Origin of the sequence: Rothia nasimurium (genome assembly GCF_004569295.1) — a bacterium.
In the GTDB taxonomy this organism is placed as follows: domain Bacteria; phylum Actinomycetota; class Actinomycetes; order Actinomycetales; family Micrococcaceae; genus Rothia; species Rothia nasimurium_B.
In genome coordinates this window covers 104,631-121,381 of sequence record NZ_SPQC01000001.1, presented here as the reverse complement: position 1 = coordinate 121,381, position 16,751 = coordinate 104,631, and the positions used below count along the sequence as shown (strand labels likewise).

The following is a 16,751-nucleotide window of genomic DNA, read 5'->3' as shown; positions in this document are numbered from 1 at the left end:
AGGCATTTTTGCCCATTGGGCTCATCGAGTGTGACTGAGCCGAGGCGGCATTGGGGTAGATATTCATCGTGGTGTCCTTTCGTGGATTTTTGTTTGGGTTCAGGAGGGGCATGTTTCAAAAGCGGTTATTTTGGCTTCTAAGCGACTTTTTTAAATCCGATAGGTCTTCATGCCACAGAGGGACTTTCAGGCCGCCTAAGGGGCCCCTGCAGGCTTTTGAGGGGTATACGCCCACCCAAGCCAGGATGTTCCTGTGCAGAATTCTTCACCGGAGAGCCGTTTTTGGTCTTACGGCGGGCTCGGATGCTTTCCCGGAAGGCCACCCCCGCCTGGCGGTCAACGGGAGCTGACTCGGAGCTTTCGGGGGTGAGGATTTTGAGCTGGCCGGTAGCTTCCTTGGCGCACAGCGGGCAGGAGCCGGTGAACTCGCGAGTGTGGGTGTTGCAAAACTCTCGGGGCGCGCTCTGGGTGGCTTCAGCCTCCAGCAGGGACAGAGCCAGTGAGTGAAGTTCTTCGATTTCTGAGCTGATGGCCGTGATGGCGAAAGCCAGCGGTGAGCGGACCGGGGCAGAGGCCCGGGAGATCACGATGGTGACCATTTGCCCCAGCGCAGCGTCGTTGATGTGTCCCAGGGAGAAGCCATGCTTGGCTTCGAGCATGGAACGCAGGGCTGAGAGCTTGACGCCGTTGATGATGGGGGATTTTTCCTCCGGCGACTGGTGCTCGGATCGCTTGGTCGCAGCTGAGCTCGTGGCAGGCAGCCCAGCCGTGAGCTGCTCTGGGCGGGCCGGTGAGGTTTTTTGCTCGGTCGCCTCTCGGTCGGTCAGTCCGTCAGTCATTTTTTCTCGCGCGCTTGCACTTGAAGTGACTGACTGACTGATTGACTGATTAAGATCAGTCAAAAGATTTCCTTTTGCCGCGCGCGTCGCGCGCGCGGTTCCCTTTAAGGCACTTTCTGCGCTACCGGCAGATTCTTGTAACCCTACCGGCGGTAGCGTGCCGGTAAGTCTTACCTTACCGGCATTTTCTGCCGGTAGCGTGCGACTAGGCAAAACGTTTTTTCGAGAAAAGTTATCCACAGGCTCAATACCGCTACCGGCAGATTTTGCCGGTAGCGTGTGACTAGGTGAAATACCAAACTCATCAAAAGTCTCATTAGCCTCACGGCGACGTCGAATTTCCTCAGCCTCTCCTGGTGTTAGAACATAACCAGGAAGCAGATACTTCTCATTCTCAAGGTGAAGAACTACAAGATCTGGAGCACGACCGGTGGAAAAAGTACCGCTTTGGCGCTCTGTATGGATCAAGTCGAGAGCTCGAAGTTTTTTGATAGCTTCGCGTACTGCACGCTCTTTCAGCCCTGTAGTAGCCGCCAAAGGGTTTTGACCTTCAGCGTAGACACCTCGGCCGTCACACAGGTTCGCAAGCTGAATCAGCACCTTGTATTCAGCGTTATTCACATCCTGATTGATGGCCCACTGGATATGGTGAAGAGCCATTACAAGGCCGCCTTCTCACTGCTCTCAACAGGGGCAGTTAGCATTGAGATGGGGACATCGAAATCTCCCTGATAATCAGAACTTTTTAGAGGAAAATTAGGCATTTTGCACCTTTCTGGAAGTCATCATCGGTAGGCTGGGAAGAAACGTTGAGATTACGGGAGGTTTACCGTGAAAAAGCCAGTAATACGTCCTCCGAGCTCCGTTGAACGAGTACAGCGAACCTTGGACTATGCCGAACAGACGAACCTTCAGGTCTTTTCGGTCGCCCAGAACTACCAAATAGCCAGGAACGGTACTAAGAGCGTTCTCTTCTCTTGGAAGTACCAGAGTGAGCACGATAGCTGGTTCTGGGGTATGAGACCAAAACCAGGTGATCTGCTCCTGATGAACGTCTCGCAAGACAACTTCGGGTACGGCTATCATCGAGGTGGTCAGGTGCTCTACATTCGGCGTGAGAACATCCATAGCATTGTCCCTGCCTCTCAAATGAATAAATGGGTCAAGTGGCATACGCCTTACTCCTTGCTGCGGGCCCGACGTCGGGTTCTACTTTGGCTGGCCCTTGTGGTGTATTGGCTTCTTCTGTCGTTGCAGAAGGGGTATTCCTGGGTGGGTTATCTAGTTTGGAAGGCCCTGTACATCCCTAGGCCTTCTTCCTCGGAACAGCCTTTAGAAGAAACTGACCAGCCGCCTGCTCTTGAGGACTCAGACCCATCTAAGCCATTGGATGTAGAGCTCTTGCCAGGAATTGGAGATATCCCTGTTGGTGAGCTCTCTAATGAGCAATTGCGGGAGATTTTGCGCCAACGAGAACGTTCTAGTTCGGTGGAGCTAGATCCTGATGACCGCGAAGATGAAGGCTTCGGGGAGCTTGCGGATAGGCACAGTCCCTTTTTGCGGCATAACGATGATGAGCATGAGCCCAGTGTGACCGTTAGGCCTTTGTCAATTTCCCAAATGCAGGAGGTCTTCCATATGTATGAAAACGCTGATAAGAAGGATGAGAAGTAGTTTTCTCTTCTGCCAAACTGCCTACCGACTTGGTTTTCCGCCTTGTAGGGGGCAGTTTTTTCTTGCCTGGGATACTTCACTGGTGGGCTAGCTTTCGTGAGGTTCCTGCGAAGAAGTCGATGACGTCGATGCCCATCGCGTTTGCTAGGGCTGATAGTTCGCTGGTGCGGAACTCGACGTCGCCAACTAGGCGGGCGTGAAGGGCGGTTTTGCTTTTGCCTAGGATTTTTTCTAGGTCTTCGTTGCTGAGGTCGTAACGGGCCGCCTCGGCTTTGACGTTGCGAGCTACAACCTGCTCTATTCTCATTTTCTCGGACATACCTGCAAGATACTCCGTTTTTCGGAGCATCTCAAGCAGAAAACTCCGAAAATCGGTATTTTTCATCGTTTTACCCGACCACCATACAGGCTAAACGGTATACTATTGCTATGACTAACGCATTGATTACTTCAAGGCATGTACTTGCTCGAGAGATAAAGAGCGCTCTCGCTAGGGCAGAGATGCCCCAATCCAAACTTGCCGATGCCCTCTCTATTAGCTCAGGTAGCCTATCGGACAAGATGAAAGGACGAGTTGCTTTCAGCTTCGATGATTTACTGACTATTGCAGGGACTCTAGGGTTATCACTAGATGAGCTTCTAGGTGAAGCCCTCACCAACCAGCGAGTCCCCTCCCCCAGCTACTTTGAGGACGAGAAGGGCAAGAAAAAAGTCGCCCCGATCGGATTCATTCCGAACGGGACGACTTATCAAATGGTTGCTAACGCTGAACCAGTGTTAGCTGGGGTAGGGCCTGCGGGGCTTGAACCCGCGACCAAGGGATTATGAGTCCCCTGCTCTGACCAGCTGAGCTAAGGCCCCACAGCACCAGGCTCTAGCGAGCTTGACACTGCCTCTAAGAATACCGAAAAGGGCAGATGAAGCCAAACCACGGGCGTCCGCATATCTGGCGTAAGGCTTGAGCCTGTAATCGCTCCTATCGTTCCGTCAGGAACCGATCATAGAGCTCGTTAGAGCGGTAGAGAGATTCAAAGGTCTCCCAGGTCTTTTCGGCGGCATGGCGGGCTACCATCTGGCGGGAGCGCTCCCCCATGGCCTTCCGCTCATCCTCGGGCAGGCTCAGCACATCGGCCAGGCGGGCAGCCAGCTCCGCCGTATCCCCCGGGGTAAAAAGGTAGCCGTTCTTCCCCGAATCAACCAGGTGCGGCAGGGCCAGGGCGTTAGCAAGGACCACCGGCTTTGAAGCGCTCATAGCCTCCAAGGTCACCAGCGACTGCAGCTCAGCGGTACCCGGCTGGCAGAAGACATCGGCCCGCAGGTAGCCAGCGCGTAGTTCCTCGTCAGAGACGTACCCCAAGAAGCGAACCCGGTCAGCTACCCCGCAAGCGGCAGCTTTAGCCTGTAGCTCACCAAGAATCTCACCGGTACCAGCGACCTCAAGCACGGTCTGCTGCAATAGCTCGGCAGGCAGCCGCGAGAACCCCTCAATCAGCACATCGATATTTTTTTCAACCGCCAGACGCCCGGCAAAGAAAATCGTCAGCTCACCGGCAGGCTTCTCAATGGTCTCCCCCGGCGCAAGCTCATAGTCAGAACTCTGAATACCGTTAGACACCGGCATGACCGGGCGGCTGAACCTACCGGCACTTTCCATGGCGTCCGCACCAATCTGGGTGGGGGTGGTGACCACGGCCGCCCGGCTGAGCACCCGGCGCATATCGCTCCACGAAATCTTCTCGAGCACAGCATTAACGCGCTCGTTGAAGGGCAGGAAGGGGGTGATATTTTCGGGCATCACGTGGTTCGTGGCCACAACTCGTACACCGCGCTTAGCGCCGATACGGGCCAGCACCCGCCCAATGATGTAGTGGCACTGAATGTGAATCACATCGGGCTGAATCTCCTGCACCAGACGGTCAGCCTCAGCGTAAATCCCCCAGGGGAAGTTCAGGCGCATGTAGGGGTGAGTAACAACCCTGTGGGAGCGCATACGGTGCTCCACGATGCCGTCCACCGTATAACGGCTAGTAACGCCCTTCTCCTGCTTGGGCGCCATCACGTGCACGGTATGGCCACGGTCAGCCAGGGCGTGAGCAAGGCGGGATGAGAACTGGGCAGCCCCGTTGATGTCGGGCGGGTAGGTATCGGCGCTAATGAGGACGGTCAGGGGCTGATCAGCCATGCAGGGGCCCTTTCAAAGTCTCTTCGTTCAGTATCACACTGACCTTACAGGGTTTTCGGTAGCTCTGCATCAGCCCGGCGGCGGATTCGACGGGGCTCACAGGCGTCCGCGCCCCTACTGGCCCAAAAAGCCAGGCCCGCCCCAGCGGTTCTGCCGGGGCGGGCCTGTGTGCAAGGACGCTTGTGCCGCCTCATCTGAGGCAGGGCAGGGTCTTACTTGCGGCGGCTAATGAGCTTGCCGAGGAAGACGAAGAAGGCTCCCAGGGAAGCTGCCAGGGTTGCAAAGGACTTCCAGTGGGCCTGCAGGGTCTCGGGGTTCGAGGCGTTTGCGGCCAGCTTCTTACCACCGTCAGCGGCGGTAGCAGGAGCATTCTTTGCGGAGGTCTTGGCGTTCTGCACCAGGCCCTGGGCACCGGCCTGCACGTCGCGTGAGTAGGCCTCGATGTCGTCGCGCAGGGTCTTGAGGTGCTCGCGGCGCTGCTTGGTGCGCTGCAGGAGCTGTTCCTTGCTGGGGGCGGGGGTAGCGGGTGCCTGCTGCTCGCTGCCGTCCTTCTTCTCCTCTGGCTTCTGCTCGGCCTTCTTGGCTTCTGCCTTCTCAGCCTGCTCGCGCTTGAGGCGCTTGGAGGTCATGGCGGAGCCTTCCTTCAGCACGCCCAGGTCGTAGAGCAGACCAAAGATAGCTGATTCAGGCTTGAAGGGCAGCTGGGCCTTAATCATCTTGAAGCCGACCAGACCAGCGATGCCGGCAAGGAGCAGGAAGAGGACGAACAGAACCAGAGCTGCCGCCCAGTTAGGCATGATGGAGGCCAGGCCAACGTAGGCCAGGATGACCAGGGCGATAGCCATGAAAAGGGCGAAGACTAGGGCTACTGCGGCAACCGCGGCGCCCTTGCCCAGGGCGATGCCCTTTTCTTTAACCTCAATCTTGGCGATCTGGATTTCGTCTTTGAGCTGCTTAGGGGCTAGGTTGGTGAGCACCTTGCCTGCGTCAGCCACGTTCGTAACGCTAGCTTTGATGTTGTTGAAGCCAGCGCGCAGACCCTGGGCTCGGCGTGAGCCGTTCAGGTCGTTAGGAGTGGTCATGTGCCACCTCTCTCTGTGTCGATAAGCGTGCTTGCATATTACGTGTACCAAATAGTAACTTTACCGGCTTTTAGGGGCTTGTGGCGACTACACCCTGGAATGTGGCGCGTTTATCGGGAGAAGGTCAGGCAATGTTTCTGGGGAACAAAAAAGCCCGGTCTTGCGACCGGGCTGTTTGTTTGCTCCCCCGACTGGACTCGAACCAGTAACCCTTCGATTAACAGTCGAATGCTCTGCCAATTGAGCTACGGGGGAATGTTGTTTGCAGTGTTTCCATCGCTGCAACGAGTAATAACTTTACACGAGGTTTTCACCCCGTGCAAATTGAGCTTGAGTTAACTGCGTCACACCTTAGTCTTGGCCTTGCATTTTGCTGCGGCGGCGGAGTTCGAGGGTAAGGAGTTGCTGTTGAATCTCCCGGTAGGCCTCGGCGTCGTTCTGGGGAGAGAGGCGCTGGAGCTGCATCAGTAGATCTGATTTTTGCCGGGTGATTTCTTGTTCGAAGAGACAGTTGAGTATGTCGCGGGAGTAGCGATTGAGTTGCTCATCGGTGCGGGCGGGGATGGGGGCGACGGTGAGTTCTGCGATGAGCGCGTGGACGGGTTCGGGGGCGTGGGCGCGAACGGTATTGACCCAGGTGGCTCCGGGCTCAGGGGCGATGGTGGAAGCTGCCCCAATGATGCCCTGGGCGATACCGCTGTGGGCCCGGTAGCGGTAATGCACGGTGGCTAGTTCCTGCCACTGTTCGAGGGAGACGTACTGGGGGTATTGCAGCACAATTTCGAGGGCTTCACGCTCGGTGCGGGCTGCGGGGTCACGCAGGTCGGGTAGCTCGTAGGGGTCTTCTACGGGGGTGGGGGCTTCTGCTGCTGCGATTCGGGCGGCGCGTTCTGCTTCTGCGGCTTCGGCTCGCTGGCTGGCGGACGCCTGCGGGTTAGCTGCCGCTGCGCTGACGGCTCGTTGCACTTCGGCGGCGTCTAGCCCTAACTGCCCTGAAACTTGCCGTACGTAGGCTGGCCGCAGGGCGGCGTCCTTGATTCCGGCGATAATGGGGGCGATGGCGCGCATGCCGCGCACGCGCCCCTCGAGGGTGCCGAGGTCGTAGTTGGCGAGGGTGGCGTCGATGGCGAATTCGAAGAGCGGACGCCGGGAGGCGATGAGGGAGCGCACGGCGGCGTCCCCGCGGGCTAGGCGCAGGTCGCAGGGATCCATACCGTCTTTGGCTACGGCGACGAAGGTTTGGGCGACGAAGCGCTGGTCTTCTGAGAAGGCAGCGAGGGCGGCTTTTTGGCCGGCGGCGTCGCCGTCGAAGGTGAAGATGACTTCGCCGCCGGTGCCGTCGTCGGAGATGAGGCGGCGCACAATTTTGATGTGGTCGGTGCCAAAGGCGGTACCGCAGGTGGCCACGGCGGTGTCGATGCCGGCCAGCTGGGCTGCCATGACGTCGGTGTAGCCCTCGACGACCACAATCTGCTTCTTCTTGGCGATAGGGCGTTTGGCCAGGTCAAGCCCGTAGAGGACCTGTGATTTTTTATAGAGGGCGGTCTCGGGGGTGTTGAGGTATTTAGGCCCCTGGTCGTCGTCGAAGAGGCGGCGAGCGCCGAAGCCGATGGTTTCGCCGGTGATGTTGCGGATGGGCCAGATGATACGCCCGCGGAACCGGTCGTAGAGACCCCGCTGCCCTTCTGAGAACATGCCGGTTTCGCGGAGTTCCTCGGTGGTAAAGCCCTTGTCCATGAGGTATTTGAGCAGGTTGTCCCAGCCGCGAGGGGCAAAGCCCACCCCGAATCTTTGGGTGGCTGTGGGGTCGAAGCCGCGGGCGCCGAGAAACTTTTGGGCCTCAACGGCGGCAGGGGTGTAGAGGTTTTTTTGGAAGAACTCCGCTGCAATCTTGTGGGCATCGAGGAGGCGCTGGCGGCGTCCTACCTCTTCGCGGCTCATGCCGCTACCCTGCTCGTAGTGCAGTTCGTAGCCGATGCGGGTGGCGAGTTTTTCGACGGTTTCGATGAAGGAGGTGTGGTCCATTTCGATGAGGAAACTGATCACGTCGCCCGATTCGCCGCAGCCAAAGCAGTGGTAGGTGCCCATCTGGGGGCGCACGTGGAAGCTCGGGGTGCGTTCATCGTGGAAGGGGCACAGGCCCTTGAAAGAGCCGATGCCGGCGGATTTGAGGGTTACGTACCCTTCGATGATTTCGCGGATGTCGGTGCGGGAGCGCACCTCGTCAATGTCTTCTCGTTTGATTAAGCCTGCCACGGGTTCAATTTTAGTCTGGGCCGTCAAGCCGGTGGGTTTTGGCTTACCAAAGCGGTTTGTCACCAACCGCCCAGTGGGTTCCTGTGATTCGTTTGAAGAGGGCGACGGCGGAGCGGTCGGTCAGGCAGGCGACCTGGTCAATCACCAGCCGCAGGCAGGCGGTATCGTCATTGCGCCCCAGTTCCTGCAAGTCGGCGGCAAAAACCGGGTCGAGGTAGTTGGGGTTATCAAAGAGGGCGTGCACCAGGAATTCAAGAATCTCCTGTTGGTTCCCCTCCGTTGTCTGTGCGGCTGCCGCATCGCGGGGAGCCATCACAAAAGCTGTGGCTATACCCTTGAGCACGGCGATTTCGTGCTCGGTTTCCTCGGGCACCACCAGCTGGGCCTGGTAGCGGGTGAGCGGTTCGTCCCCGTAGACGTCGCGGGTTGCCAGCATGGCGCTGGCAGCAAAACGCCCAATGAGTTTAGAAGTAAGGGCCTTAAAAGCCGCCATGGACGAGCGGGTCCCCGTCATATTCGGCACCCAGCGGTTGAGGTTCTCTAAGCGGGTTAGGGCTTTGTCAAGGGTAGCGTCCTCGACCTCGGGCAGGTACCAGAGCCGGGTTTTGTCGAAAACCTGCTGGCGGGCGTCCGCCTTTTTCAGGTCATCGAGTTGCACATGCCCACCGAAGACGGCGTCCTCAACGTCGTGCACGGAGTAGGAGATATCGTCGGCGAGGTCCATGACCTGGGCTTCCAGACATTTTTGGGTGGGAGCAGCCCCGGCTTCAGCTGCCCCGGCGCGGAGCCATTCAAAGACGGGTAGGTCGTCGGTGTAGACGCCAAATTTGCGGTTGGGCTTGCCGTCGGTTCGGGCGGGGGCGTTGGCGCGGGTCCAGGGGTACTTGCAGGTTGCGTCCAAGGACGCCCGGGTCAGGTTCAGCCCGGCAGAACCGCCATCGTGCCTAATCACCTTGGGTTCAAGGCGGGTGAGCAGGCGCAGGGTCTGGGCGTTGCCCTCAAAACCACCGGCGTCCACCGCTAGCCGGTCGAGGGCGGTTTCACCGTTGTGCCCAAAGGGCGGGTGGCCCAGGTCGTGGGAGAGGCAGGCAGTATCGACCACATCGGGGTCGCAGCCCAGCATACGCCCCAGCTCGCGGCCGATCTGGGCAACTTCCAGGGAGTGGGTCAGGCGGGTACGTACGAAGTCGTCGGTATCAGGGTCAACCACCTGGGTTTTGGCACCGAGACGGCGCAGGGCCGCAGAATGCAACACACGGGCCCGGTCGCGTTCAAAGGGCGAGCGATAGACAAACTTGTGGTGTTCGGGAACCCAGCGTTCGGCGTCCACTGCGCTATAGCCAGGGGTAGGGGCCTGTTCGGGGGTGAAGGTGCTGCTCATGAATCTCGTCTTTTCTCTACCGGTTCAATCTAGGCCTGGGATTCCAGTTTAGAGGTTATCGCCCTGGTCGAGGCCATATTCGGCAGGCCAGGTGACCTCGCCTGAGATAGGCGGGTAGTCGGGGGTCAGGTTGACGAGTTGCAGAGCTTCTGCCAGGGCTGTGGGTTCGATTCCGTCGATGACTGCACGCGCCCCGTGGCGGGCTGCTGGCTCGAATCCAAAACGGCTGTAGTAGGCGGGCTCACCGAGTACCAGCAGGCTGGTGGGTGCATTACTGACCTGGGCGGACGCCGCCGCGCGGGCTAGAGCTTCACCGGCCAGGGCGGTGCCCACTCCCCTACCCTGGTAATCAGGGTGGACGGCCAGGGGCGCGAGCGCATAGGCTGGCCAGGAGCCCACCCAGCAGCGGCTTACCAGAATGTAGCCGACGAGAGCACCGGTGACGCAGAACCGACCGCGCTGAAGCACAAAACCTAGGGCGGCACCCACAAAGAGACCTGAAATAAGCATGTGCTCCATGCTAGGTGCAGACATTAGGACCGGTAAATATAACGTTCATCTGGGGAAACCTAAGGAAACAGTTCGCAATACCGGTTTGATTCTCTCATCCATCGGCAGTAAGAGTGACCATGCTCTTCAACGCCCAACACGTTACTGCCCACAAGAATCGCGCAGGGTCCACAAGCGTCGTGGACCCTGCGCGATTCTGATAAGCACTGTTTACTGGGACAGCGGCTTCATGGAGGCCAGGACGCGGTCAGGTAGCATGTGCACGCGCGGCGATAAGTCTTGGGGCGGGTAAGGTAGGATCGATACATTCACGCCAATATTCGACGTGTTTTTCGTCCAACCAGTGCTCAGACTCAGTAACCTTCTGTTCCAAGCCGGCCTCCCCACGCACCTAGTACCAGTAGAGGTAATCGGTTCCGTCGTTTGTTTCAGCAAAGATTGTCTCAACGTACATGTGCTCAGGCTCTAGTGTTTCTTTGACAGCCTCCATGTTCTGATTGAGGAAATGCATCCATTCATCGACCTTGTGTCGCTTGCCCGGTTTTACCCGAAATCGGGTCAGTTCAATCTGCATACCATGATTCTATCCAGGGTGTTCTTAGTTCCAGAGTCACCTCTTCATCCGCGAATGTGCTTTATACCGCTCCCTCCGCCAGACACTTAGCGCCAACAAGAATCGCGCAGGGTCCACAAGCGTCGTGGGCCCTGCGCGATTCTGATAAGCACTCAAGTAACCTGTGGCGTTAGAACCTACCGGGCGGTACAGTCATGTTCTATGAGTGAGAAGTACGTACCCAACTACGGCGATCTGGAGCGCTTTCGATACGAGAGGCTTATCCGCACCAAATCCAGGGCCTACCAGATGGCCTGCTGGCAGGGTTACCTGGGTACCCACGAGTTCTTTCTGGGCAACACTCTCAAAGGCTGGGCGACGCTCCTTCTCACCATGGCGGCCGCTAGCCTACTCGTCTACGAGTGGATACTCGGGCTTCTCCTAGTGATCTTTGTTATCTGCCTCAATATCACGGCAGTACGGGTCATCGCCGCTTCAGACCCAGCCAGCAACATCTACGGCGAAGAGTGCGGAGCTGTCTTTCACAGCCTCCATATGATGAGCCCCTTCTCCATCATGTGGGACATGAACCTGTGGAAAGGCAAAACTCCCACCGACCCTCCGCCGCCCGACATGGACTAGCCAGGCCCGGGCGTCCGTTCCCCCTAGCCGCCGCTGATATCCAGCTCGGCATCCACCAGCCCCAAGCGCTCAGAGTCCCCTAGGACGCGGGAGTTCAGCCAGCCGTCGGGCAGGTGGGGCTTCTTGGGGTTGCCAGCACGTCCGCGAGAACCCTCAACAGCGGCACCGGGGTAGCCGATGGAGTGGTCCAGCTCGGCCAGGTACTCGCGGAAGGCCTCAAGGGTGGGCACGGTAGACATCTTGGCGCGCAGCTTGCCCCCCACCGGGTAACCGTGGAAGTACCAGGCCACGTGCTTGCGGATCTCGCGCAGGCCGCGGGTCTCGTCACCAAAAGTCTCTACCAGCAGTTCAGCGTGGCGGTAGATCATATCGGCTACCTCAGACACGCTGGGGCGGTGGCGCTCTTCAGACCCTTCAAAGGCGTTTTGCAGGTCGCCAAAGAGCCATGGGCGGCCCTGGCAACCGCGACCGACCACGATGCCGTCCACGCCGGTCTGCTCGACCATGGCAATGGCGTCCTCGGCGGAGAAAATGTCGCCGTTGCCAAGAATCGGCACATCGGGGATTGCCTCACGCAGGCGGGCAATCGAGTCCCAGTCAGCCTTGCCGGAGTAGTGCTGGGCGGCAGTGCGGCCGTGCAGGGCAATCGCTGCAACACCCGCGTCACGAGCGATTTTGGCTGATTCCAGGTAGGTCAGGTGGTCCTCGTCGATGCCCTTACGCATCTTGATGGTCAGGGGCACGTCCCCGCGGGAGGCCTCACGCACAGCGGTCTGGACGATAGCGGTAAAAAGGTCGGTCTTCCAGGGCAGGGCGGAGCCGCCGCCTAGCTTGGTGACCTTGGGGACGGGGCAGCCGAAGTTCAGATCAATATGGTCGGCACGGTCTTCTTCGACCACCATACGGATCGCCTTGCCGACGTTGACGGCGTCCACACCATAAATCTGAATGGAACGAATCTTTTCGTCGCCGTCATGGTCGATAATGCGCAGAGACTCGGGGGTGCGCTCCACCAGGGAGCGCGCGGTGACCATCTCGGTCACGTACAGGCCGCCACCGTAGTCACGGCAGAGTCGGCGGAAGGCCTTGTTGGTGACGCCTGCCATGGGGGCCAGCACCACCGGGGTGTCGATGGTGTGTTTGCCCAGCTGTAGGGGCGGCAGTTTCAGCTGCTTAGCGCGAGCCGGGGTCTGGCCAGTCTCTAAAGTCTCTTCTGTCATAACCTTCCAATTCTGGCACAAACGGCCCCGGTGCGCTGTTAGCTAGAGCAACACAGAGGGCCCCGGGTGGTTCTTCCCGAGGCTCTGCATGAGGCTGTGGTTCAGTACTAGAGGCTTTTATCTAGACTTACTTGTTGTCGCCTTCTACGACGATTTCTTCCTTGCGGACGTCGGCTGAGATGCGCTCGGTGTCGGTGTGAACTTCCTTGCCGACGGAGACACGCTCGGTTGCTACGGTCTCGGTGGAGACAACGGGGCGCTCTTCGTGGGCGGTGACGGTGACGTCTGCCTGAGCTTCGGCTGAGTCGAAGTCGTAGTTCTCTACTACTTCGCCGTCCTTGAGATTGGTGCGCTCTACAACGATTTCTTCCTTGCGAACGGGAACCTCAACGGTTTCGGTTTCGGTGCGGACGACCTTGCGCAGGCGGACCTAGCCGGTCTGGGTTGCGCTGGTTGCAGTGCCGACGTTCAGACGCTCTTCGTGAGCGACAACGTCGCCGTTCTCGGCGGTTGCGGTGGCCTGGGCTGCGTGGGTGTCGCTGGCAGGACGCTCGGTGTTAGCTACACCTGCGGTGGCAGTGCCTGCGGTTGCGGTGCCTGCGGTGAGTGAGTAGTACTCGTAGAGGCGCTGCTCTTCTGCGGGTGAGAGTTCGCCGTCTTCTGCGATGTTGGGGGCGTCCTTGACGAATTCCTTGGTGTAGGGAACGTGAATCTCTTCGCCTGCGTAGCGGGCCTGGTTCACGGGGATGAAGGTTTCGTTGGTGCCGAAGAAACCGGTGTTGACGGTGACGAAGGTGGGTTCGCCGGTCTGGGCGTCGAGGTAGAGCTCGCCTACCTTGCCAATCTTTTCGCCTTCAGTGCCGAATACAGTGCTGTTACGCAGGGCTTCGATGGTTTCGTTGGTAGTCATGAGCTGTTGCCTTTCTTTGCGACTCTCAGTACGAGGTGTTACGTCAGCCCTGCGCCCCCTATGGGCGCTATCAGTAGGCTGAGCAGCTGTTCATAACCCTACATACTTTCAGCAGGCTGAGCAAGTAATAAGCGAACTTTTTAAGAAAAAAGACAATATTTCACCCTGAGACTAAAAATCACCCTGACTAGGCATGTTAATCTATATCATGTCTAATCATGTCATTTTTGACAGATAAACACAAGAAGATAACAAGGGGTTAGTTTTAAAGTAAATATTTTCTAAATTTACATTCCTCAAAGAGCACACCGCTCCGAATCATACTCGTGAATCGTCAAAGTCTCTTGACAACCCCGCACTCTTTTCCGATACTTGTGATAAGTCAATACTCATTGACGAAACATAGTTGAGGAGGCCCTATGCAGTCCGACGACCCACGTATTACAGCCGTCCGCACCGCCAATGAGCAGGTCGCCCAGGCCACCCGCGCGCTTGAGGACGCCGTACAGGCAGCTCGCGCAGGCGGCGCAACCTGGCAGCTCATTGGGGCAGCTATCGGCGTGACCAAGCAAGCTGCCGCCCAGCGCTTTTCCGAGACCATCTATAACGCCCGATCTCTCTCGCAGATTCAGGTGGAACTTGAGCAAATCACCGAAGCCCTTTTTGCCGCCCTGGCTCACGGTGACATCGAGCATGTACACAGCCACATGACCTACACGACCGCCCGGTTACTGTCTAAACGCAAGATTCTGAAAACCTGGCAGCAGGTACTTGAGGCATGCGGCTCCTTTATTGAGGTCAAGAAAACGGTGGTAGAACAGGCAGGCTCCGGCTTTGTACTCACTTACCGGCTACGCCACGAAAATGGTGAGCCGGTCGGCCAACTCTCTTTCAATTCAGCCCGCAAAGTAACAGGATTGGTGATCTTCAATGACGATTCGACGCCCCTCCCCTGGTAACAGCATCTATGCGCCCCTCATCATGGTGGGACTGTGGGGCCTACACGGTTTTATCACCTGGTACCTCAGCCGAGAACTAGTTATAACCTTGTGGGCAATTGGCCTAGTGGCTATTGGCACGGTGCTCACTCAGTGGTTCCTGCGCCCCAAGGGGAGCCGCACGATGGTATGGCGACCGGGACTCTTTGCCTGGACGCTTACTATTACCTGGATTCTCTGGGCAATTCTCAATATCTTTTGGGATATGCAAGCCCAGAATGCTGCAATCTGGCCGTTGCTCGGGTACATCGGTTCAAACAGTAGTGCACGAGAGGCTTCAGCTCAGAGGCGTAGAGCCCGCGACATCGGCGTCTAGCCCCTCTAAACCTGCCCCTCCCCCAACTCAGCGAGGCGAGGGGCCGAGAGGTGGGCGAGGGCGTCCGCGCCTATACGGGCAGCACCCAGAGCGACCCGCCCATCTGCCCGCAGCGGGGTGCCCTCGTCCTGCCAGCGAGGGCGAGCCTGCTCCAGGTGCCCCGGTATCTCGCCGCGAGCATTGCAGATGCGCCACCAGGGCACGCCCGACCCCCAGAGTGCGAGGGTGCGCCCCACCAGCCGGGGTGATTCACCGGCGACCGCACCGACGTCACCATAGGTAGCGACCTGCCCGGCAGGCACACACTCGGCCACCCGTAAGATTCTCTCTGCCCGTGTATCGTCCACGGGCCTTTACCCGTCAACCAGTACCAGGGACTCGCTGGTCACGGTGGCAGCACCCATCTTCACCAGCTGGTCGATGAGCACAGCCAAATCGTCCATGGAGTCATCGACCTCGATCTGCACGGCGTAGGAGCCGGTCAGCACCGAGAGCAGCTGCATAATAGCTTCCCGGGCGCCGGGGTGTCCCACCCGGTAGCCGATGGTGATTTCGGTGGCATCATCTTCAGAGACGGGCATCTGGCCGGCGTCTACCTCGATGGGGCGGTAGCTCACGGCAAAGGCGATAATGTCGCCCTTCTTCCCGTTCGCCTGGGCACGAAGTACGTCATCGCGCAGCACCACAGCACCCAGGGCTTCGGCTTCGTAGGAGAGGAAGAGGCGGTTGACGCGGCCGATGGGCAGGTCGGCCGGCTCGTCCCAGGTGTGTACGGCCCGGTAGAACTCCCAGAAACGCTGGGTAAGTTCGACAGACCCGGTGGCCAGGTCCTCGATGGCCTGGGTGATGCGTTCAGATTCGTCCTGGCGCAAGGGTACGGACGGCACCGCCCCAGCTTCGATGCGCACCATGCGCGAGCGCTGGGCGACCGCGAAACCGCGAGCAGAGGCAAAGTCGAGGCCGGTGGACACCGGTTCTACCTTGGCACGCAGAGCTACGGTGCCACTGGGGGCTGAGGCGGCAGCGTCCTTCAGGGCCTGTAGCAGCAGGCTGCCGAGGCCTGAGCGGCGGTGTTCGGGGGCTACTTCGATGTAGGACCAGAGACGGTTGGGGTGCAGGTCAGTCTCGTAGACGGTGCCTGCGGCCACGGGTACGCCCTGATGCTCGGCGACGAGGGTGCGGGAGAAGCGGCTGTCGGAGTCGGGCCCGAAGGACGAGCGGAAGGCGGCTACCTGCCGGTTCTCGGCATCGTGCCAGTATTCGAGCAGGGCTAGGGTGTCGCCCTCTCGCCAGGGGCGTAGGGTGTAGGTGTTCTCGGCGGTGCTCACGGTGGTGCCTTTCGGGTAGCCGGTGGGGTGTACCCATCTACTTTAGCGCCCCGGCCTAAGTTGCGGGCGTCCGCAGGGTGAAAGGCGCGCACGCTGAGCCTGAACCGCCCGGGCCGCACCTTGATTTCACCGGCCCGTTACCGGCTAGACTTTAAGGGCTTAAAGTTTATTTGACTCTATTGTTTAGCGTGGTGTTATGACTTCTCCCCTTGCCCACAAGCCCACCCTCGTAGGTTCCCGCATTGAGCTGCGCCCCTTCGACGCCGATGCTATCGACGCCATGATCGGTATTCTGCAGGAACCCGAGGTTCTGATTAAGACCGGCACCGTTCACTCCCGCTCAACAGAGACCCACCCCTTCGACGAGGCTAAGACCCGTGAGTGGTACTCCCGCCGCAATGAGAAGAAGAACCGCCTCGATTTGGCGATTTATGCGCTGGACCAGCAGAAGTACGTGGGTGAGGTTGCCTTCAACGAGTACGACCCCGATAACGGCTCGGTTAACTACCGTATTGCGATTGGGCAGGCTGGCCAGAATAAGGGCTACGGTACCGAGGCTACTAAGCTCATGGTCGATTACGCCTTTGAGAAGCTCGATTTGCACCGCATTGAGCTTGAGGTGCTGGACTTCAACGAGCGAGCCAAGCACGTGTACACCTCCTGCGGGTTTGTGCCCGAAGGACGCCGCCGCGAGGCTTTCCTGATTGACGGCAAGTACCACGATGCGGTGATTAAGTCGGTCCTGCACAGCGACTGGGAGGCCGCCCGCTCGGTATCGGGCCACCTGACACTGGATCTGAAGCGAGTCGAGATATAAGACAATAACAAAAGGACGGACGTGCGTTCGCCTGTTGACCCTC

General features: G+C 58.7%; 18 protein-coding genes, 2 tRNA genes and 1 pseudogene. 6 read left to right on the top strand and 15 right to left on the bottom strand.

From position 1 onward, the window contains the following. Positions 1 to 167 precede the first annotated feature (167 nt). Entirely contained in the window at positions 168 to 839 is a 672-nt protein-coding gene (locus tag E4U03_RS00545; protein ID WP_135011049.1) for a hypothetical protein, read from the bottom strand. 885 nt (positions 840 to 1,724) lie between these two features. Between E4U03_RS00545 and E4U03_RS00540 the strand changes: the two genes are divergently transcribed. Continuing rightward, positions 1,725 to 2,513: a hypothetical protein gene (locus tag E4U03_RS00540; RefSeq protein WP_135011048.1), complete on the top strand. Its 789-nt coding sequence runs from the start codon at positions 1,725 to 1,727 to the stop codon at positions 2,511 to 2,513. Positions 2,514 to 2,589: 76 nt separating this feature from the next. Here E4U03_RS00540 and E4U03_RS00535 read toward each other — a convergent pair whose 3' ends face one another. Beyond that, positions 2,590 to 2,832 carry a hypothetical protein gene (locus tag E4U03_RS00535; RefSeq protein WP_135011047.1) on the bottom strand — a complete coding sequence of 81 codons (243 nt, stop codon included), beginning with the start codon at positions 2,830 to 2,832 and terminating at the stop codon, positions 2,590 to 2,592. A 110-nt stretch (positions 2,833 to 2,942) separates the two neighbouring features. Here E4U03_RS00535 and E4U03_RS13660 point away from each other — a divergent pair, with 110 nt between their 5' ends. Further along, positions 2,943 to 3,341 (top strand): helix-turn-helix domain-containing protein, encoded by a 399-nt coding sequence (locus E4U03_RS13660; protein WP_135011064.1) that lies wholly within the window; start codon positions 2,943 to 2,945, stop codon positions 3,339 to 3,341. On the opposite strand, the gene E4U03_RS00525 is transcribed toward E4U03_RS13660, so the two are convergent. The 8 genes and pseudogenes from E4U03_RS00525 to E4U03_RS00490 all read right to left on the bottom strand — a co-directional run bounded on the left by E4U03_RS00525 (position 3,301) and on the right by E4U03_RS00490 (position 10,498). Continuing rightward, positions 3,301 to 3,374: transfer RNA gene (locus tag E4U03_RS00525), tRNA-Ile, on the bottom strand. The two genes, E4U03_RS13660 and E4U03_RS00525, sit on opposite strands and share 41 nt — an antisense overlap. A gap of 115 nt (positions 3,375 to 3,489) precedes the next feature. Further along, a complete protein-coding gene (locus E4U03_RS00520) occupies positions 3,490 to 4,695 on the bottom strand; it encodes a glycosyltransferase (protein WP_135011046.1) in 1,206 nt (401 codons plus the stop codon). 212 nt (positions 4,696 to 4,907) lie between these two features. Continuing rightward, positions 4,908 to 5,777 (bottom strand): phage holin family protein, encoded by an 870-nt coding sequence (locus E4U03_RS00515; RefSeq protein ID WP_135011045.1) that lies wholly within the window; start codon positions 5,775 to 5,777, stop codon positions 4,908 to 4,910. A gap of 182 nt (positions 5,778 to 5,959) precedes the next feature. Next, positions 5,960 to 6,032, bottom strand: a tRNA-Asn gene (locus E4U03_RS00510). A gap of 96 nt (positions 6,033 to 6,128) precedes the next feature. Beyond that, complete coding sequence (gene dnaG, locus E4U03_RS00505; RefSeq protein ID WP_135011044.1) at positions 6,129 to 8,033, bottom strand: DNA primase; 1,905 nt, start codon at positions 8,031 to 8,033, stop codon at positions 6,129 to 6,131. A gap of 43 nt (positions 8,034 to 8,076) precedes the next feature. Beyond that, entirely contained in the window at positions 8,077 to 9,414 is a 1,338-nt protein-coding gene (locus E4U03_RS00500; protein ID WP_135011043.1) for a deoxyguanosinetriphosphate triphosphohydrolase, read from the bottom strand. A gap of 48 nt (positions 9,415 to 9,462) precedes the next feature. Beyond that, positions 9,463 to 9,924, bottom strand: a complete 462-nt coding sequence (locus E4U03_RS00495; protein WP_194210366.1) for a GNAT family N-acetyltransferase — start codon at positions 9,922 to 9,924, stop codon at positions 9,463 to 9,465. 247 nt (positions 9,925 to 10,171) lie between these two features. Continuing rightward, a pseudogene (locus E4U03_RS00490) lies at positions 10,172 to 10,498 on the bottom strand (DUF6176 family protein). Positions 10,499 to 10,699: 201 nt separating this feature from the next. On the opposite strand from E4U03_RS00490, the gene E4U03_RS00485 reads away from it, so the two are divergent. Then, a complete protein-coding gene (locus tag E4U03_RS00485; protein ID WP_135011041.1) occupies positions 10,700 to 11,119 on the top strand; it encodes a hypothetical protein in 420 nt (139 codons plus the stop codon). 23 nt (positions 11,120 to 11,142) lie between these two features. On the opposite strand, the gene dusB is transcribed toward E4U03_RS00485, so the two are convergent. The 3 genes from dusB to E4U03_RS13285 all read right to left on the bottom strand — a co-directional run bounded on the left by dusB (position 11,143) and on the right by E4U03_RS13285 (position 13,249). Further along, a complete protein-coding gene (gene dusB / locus E4U03_RS00480; RefSeq protein ID WP_135011040.1) occupies positions 11,143 to 12,339 on the bottom strand; it encodes a tRNA dihydrouridine synthase DusB in 1,197 nt (398 codons plus the stop codon). A gap of 127 nt (positions 12,340 to 12,466) precedes the next feature. Then, the gene (locus E4U03_RS13290; protein ID WP_228065663.1) at positions 12,467 to 12,763 is read right to left on the bottom strand and encodes a DUF2382 domain-containing protein; all 297 of its coding nucleotides are present in this window, start codon (positions 12,761 to 12,763) and stop codon (positions 12,467 to 12,469) included. Positions 12,764 to 12,769: 6 nt separating this feature from the next. Beyond that, complete coding sequence (locus tag E4U03_RS13285; protein ID WP_228065645.1) at positions 12,770 to 13,249, bottom strand: PRC-barrel domain-containing protein; 480 nt, start codon at positions 13,247 to 13,249, stop codon at positions 12,770 to 12,772. 419 nt (positions 13,250 to 13,668) lie between these two features. On the opposite strand from E4U03_RS13285, the gene E4U03_RS00470 reads away from it, so the two are divergent. Together E4U03_RS00470 and E4U03_RS00465 are read left to right on the top strand one after the other, a co-directional pair. Beyond that, positions 13,669 to 14,208, top strand: coding sequence for a DUF3887 domain-containing protein (locus E4U03_RS00470; protein ID WP_135011039.1), 540 nt, complete (start codon positions 13,669 to 13,671; stop codon positions 14,206 to 14,208). Next, complete coding sequence (locus tag E4U03_RS00465; RefSeq protein ID WP_135011038.1) at positions 14,180 to 14,563, top strand: hypothetical protein; 384 nt, start codon at positions 14,180 to 14,182, stop codon at positions 14,561 to 14,563. Before E4U03_RS00470 ends, E4U03_RS00465 begins: the two co-directional genes overlap by 29 nt. 5 nt (positions 14,564 to 14,568) lie before the next feature. Here the strand turns inward: E4U03_RS00465 and E4U03_RS00460 are convergent, their stop codons facing one another. Together E4U03_RS00460 and E4U03_RS00455 are read right to left on the bottom strand one after the other, a co-directional pair. Further along, entirely contained in the window at positions 14,569 to 14,910 is a 342-nt protein-coding gene (locus tag E4U03_RS00460) for an MGMT family protein (protein WP_135011037.1), read from the bottom strand. A gap of 6 nt (positions 14,911 to 14,916) precedes the next feature. After that, positions 14,917 to 15,891 (bottom strand): GNAT family N-acetyltransferase, encoded by a 975-nt coding sequence (locus tag E4U03_RS00455; RefSeq protein WP_135011036.1) that lies wholly within the window; start codon positions 15,889 to 15,891, stop codon positions 14,917 to 14,919. Between the two features lie 196 nt (positions 15,892 to 16,087). On the opposite strand from E4U03_RS00455, the gene E4U03_RS00450 reads away from it, so the two are divergent. Next, on the top strand, positions 16,088 to 16,708 hold the full coding sequence (locus tag E4U03_RS00450; protein WP_135011035.1) for a GNAT family N-acetyltransferase: 621 nt from the start codon (positions 16,088 to 16,090) through the stop codon (positions 16,706 to 16,708). Positions 16,709 to 16,751 lie beyond the last annotated feature (43 nt).